Source organism: Pseudohaemophilus parahaemolyticus (genome assembly GCF_938021905.1).
Lineage (GTDB): Bacteria > Pseudomonadota > Gammaproteobacteria > Enterobacterales > Pasteurellaceae > Haemophilus_A > Haemophilus_A parahaemolyticus_B.
In genome coordinates, this window is record NZ_CALIFA010000006.1 from 1 (window position 1) to 3579 (window position 3579).

Genomic DNA, 3579 nt, shown 5'->3' on the forward strand with positions numbered 1-3579 from the left:
ATATCGCTACATTAAAGAACTACATTTCTGAAAGCGGCAAAATTGTACCAAGCCGTATTACCGGTACTCGTGCGAAGTACCAACGTCAATTAGCTCGTGCAATCAAACGCGCTCGCTATTTAGCGTTACTTCCATACACTGACAACCATCAGTAATTAAGGAGCGAGTACAATGCAAGTTATTTTATTGGACAAAGTGGCTCACCTTGGCGGTGTTGGTACACAAGTTGAAGTTAAATCAGGCTTCGCTCGTAACTACTTAATCCCACAAGGTAAAGCAGTTATGGCTACAGCAGCAAATATTGCTCACTTCGAAGCACGTCGTGCAGAATTAGAAGCAAAAGCAGCTGAAGCATTAGCAGCAGCACAAGCTCGTGCAGCACAAATCGCTGAAACCGCAGCAGTTGCAATCGCTGCAACAGCAGGTGATGATGGTCGTTTATTCGGTTCAATCTCTGCAAGAGACATTGCTGAAGCATTAACTGCAGCAGGTGTTGAAGTAGCTAAATCTGAAGTTCGTTTAGGCGAAGGTCCACTTCGTACAACTGGCGAACACCAAGTTAAAGTTCACTTACATCCAGAAGTGAACGCAGTAGTTACTGTAAACGTAGTTGCTGAATAATCTTAAAAGATTATAGAAAAACCCAGCTTAGGCTGGGTTTTTTGTCTTGAGCTGTTTTTAGATGTTACAAATAAGTAGATTAAATCAGATTAGTTATAGCCAAAAAATAGCCAATCGGGTAAAATAGCCCAGACTTTTTAGCGTGGAGCAAGCCTAAACTTAGCTCTGCGCTTTTCTTTTCTTAATCTTGATAACCTATTATTAACGGCAATATAGACGATTATGGCAAAATTACATATTACAACTTGGGGCTGCCAAATGAATGAGTATGACTCATCAAAAATGGCGGATCTCTTAAATTCAACCCACGGTTTAGAACTTACCGATAAACCTGAAGAAGCGGACGTGTTGTTGCTCAACACCTGCTCAATTCGTGAAAAAGCACAAGAAAAAGTATTCTCGCAATTAGGTCGTTGGAAAAACTGGAAGAAAGACAAACCTAATTTGATTATTGGTGTGGGCGGTTGTGTGGCTTCACAAGAAGGTGAACACATCCGTGAACGTGCACCTTTCGTGGATATCGTATTCGGGCCGCAAACCTTACACCGCTTGCCAGAAATGATTAACAAAATCCGTGGTGGTGACCGTGCGATTGTGGATATTTCTTTCCCAGAAATCGAAAAATTCGACCGCTTGCCAGAGCCAAAAGCGGAAGGTCCAACCGCATTCGTTTCTATTATGGAAGGCTGTAACAAATACTGCTCATTCTGCGTGGTGCCTTACACTCGGGGTGAAGAAGTTTCTCGTCCTGTGGACGATGTATTATTTGAAATCGCTCAATTAGCCGAGCAAGGTGTGCGTGAAGTGAACTTACTCGGTCAAAATGTAAACGCTTATCGTGGTGAAACCTTTGACGGTGGTATTTGCACCTTTGCAGAATTACTCCGCTTAGTGGCAGCGATTGACGGCATCGACCGCGTGCGTTACACCACCAGTCACCCAATTGAATTTACTGACGATATCATTGAAGTTTATCGCGACACTCCAGAACTAGTGAGCTTCCTACACTTACCAATCCAAAGTGGTGCAGACCGTATTTTAACGATGATGAAACGTAACCACACTGCATTGGAATATAAAGCGATTATTCGCAAATTGCGTGAGGTACGTCCAAACATTCAAATCAGCTCTGACTTTATCGTCGGTTTCCCTGGCGAAACAGCGGAAGATTTCGAGCAAACGATGAAAGTGATCGAACAAGTGAACTTTGATATGAGCTTCAGTTTCATCTACTCAGCTCGCCCAGGTACACCAGCGGCGGATATTCCAGATGATGTGAGCGAAGACGAGAAAAAAGAGCGTTTGGCACGCTTGCAACAACGCATTAACCATCAAGCGATGCAGTTCAGCCGTGCAATGCTTGGCACGGAACAACGCATTTTGGTAGAAGGCCCGTCGAAAAAAGATATTATGGAATTAACAGGTCGCACTGAAACCAACCGTGTAGTGAATTTCGTGGGTACGCCTGATATGATCGGCAAATTCGTTGATGTGAAAATTACCGATGTTTACACTAACTCGCTACGTGGTGAAGTCGTTCGCACTGAAGATGAAATGGGCTTACGCGTAGTAGAATCTGCGGCAAGCGTGATTGCTCGTACCCGTAAAGAAGATGAACTTGGCGTAGGTCAATACGTTGTTAATCTCTAATTTGGCAAAAATCGCCTGAAAATAAACCGCTTGTAGGATGCTTTACAAGCGGTTTATTTTTTATCTGAATTTTGCACTCATTCAAACTATTTTTGTGATCTCGCTCGAAAATCTCAATATTTCTGCTTGGTGATTTATCTTTCTCTTTTTATGCTGTCGAGATTAAAAATGGAGAGATTATGTCTTTAGCAATAGTTTATAGCCGTGCTTCCATTGGTGTGGAAGCACCTTTAGTCACGATTGAAGTGCACATTAGTAACGGCAATCCTAAAATGACCATTGTCGGCTTACCTGAAACCACAGTGAAAGAAGCAGCGGATCGAGTGAGAAGTGCTTTAATTAACGCTAATTTTTTCTATCCCCCGCAACGCATTACTATCAATCTTGCACCTGCTGATTTACCGAAAGAAGGCGGACGTTTCGATTTGCCGATTGCCATTGGTATTCTTGCCGCATCAGGGCAGATTGATTCAGATTTACTCAAACGTTTTGAGTTTTTAGGCGAACTTGCTCTTACAGGTTCTTTGCGAGGAGTGCAAGGAGCAATTCCTGCGGTGATTTCTGCAGAGAAAGCAAAACGCCAGATGATTTTAGCCAAGCAGAATGCGAATGAGGCTTCGCTTGTTTCTAATGCTAAAACGCATTTTGCCCATTCGCTATTGCAAGTGGTCAATTTTCTTAACCGACGAGATACACTCCCTGTTGCCCAAGACATTCCGCAAAATAGCGAAGAAAATACACTGCTTGTTAAACGTGATCTGACGGATATTATTGGGCAACAACACGCCAAGCGAGCCTTAACAATTGCTGCAGCTGGGCAACATAATCTGCTTTTTCTCGGCCCTCCAGGTACAGGCAAAACAATGCTTGCCAGCCGTTTGGCAGATCTTTTGCCTGAGATGTCGGATGAAGAAGCGATTGAAACGGCATCCATTACAAGCCTTGTACAAAATGAACTGAATTTTACTAATTGGAAAGATCGCCCATTTCGTGCACCGCACCACAGTGCTTCAATGGTGGCGTTAGTTGGCGGGGGATGTTAAACATATAAAATACTGTCGAACCATACAAATAATTGGCACTTAATATATAAGATCATTTATAATCTAAAAATCCGTTTTAAGTGTATGAAAAGGATATAGATTATGTCATTCGTAAATAAACTTATTGCCAATGAAGTCACCTACGAACCTTATGACGGTTTCTGCCCTGATTTTTCAGCATATTTCAACAAACTCAAATATCCTGATAACCACAAAGAATTAAATCCAAAACCTACACCACCAATTCAAGGTAGCGGTTGGTATT

At 42.4% G+C, this 3579-nt stretch carries 3 protein-coding genes and 1 pseudogene; all 4 read left to right on the forward strand.

The features are described 5' to 3' along the window. On the forward strand, window positions 1-155 hold a 155-nt coding region (gene rpsR / locus QMF79_RS00360; RefSeq protein ID WP_281772314.1), incomplete at its 5' end, for a 30S ribosomal protein S18. Between the two features lie 16 nt (window positions 156-171). Beyond that, window positions 172-621: a 50S ribosomal protein L9 gene (rplI, locus tag QMF79_RS00365; RefSeq protein WP_281772312.1), complete on the forward strand. Its 450-nt coding sequence runs from the start codon at window positions 172-174 to the stop codon at window positions 619-621. A gap of 222 nt (window positions 622-843) precedes the next feature. Continuing rightward, window positions 844-2271 carry a tRNA (N6-isopentenyl adenosine(37)-C2)-methylthiotransferase MiaB gene (miaB, locus tag QMF79_RS00370; RefSeq protein ID WP_281772313.1) on the forward strand — a complete coding sequence of 476 codons (1428 nt, stop codon included), beginning with the start codon at window positions 844-846 and terminating at the stop codon, window positions 2269-2271. Between the two features lie 179 nt (window positions 2272-2450). Beyond that, window positions 2451-3308: pseudogene (locus QMF79_RS00375) on the forward strand (YifB family Mg chelatase-like AAA ATPase); the annotation flags it as partial. Window positions 3309-3579: the final 271 nt, after the last annotated feature.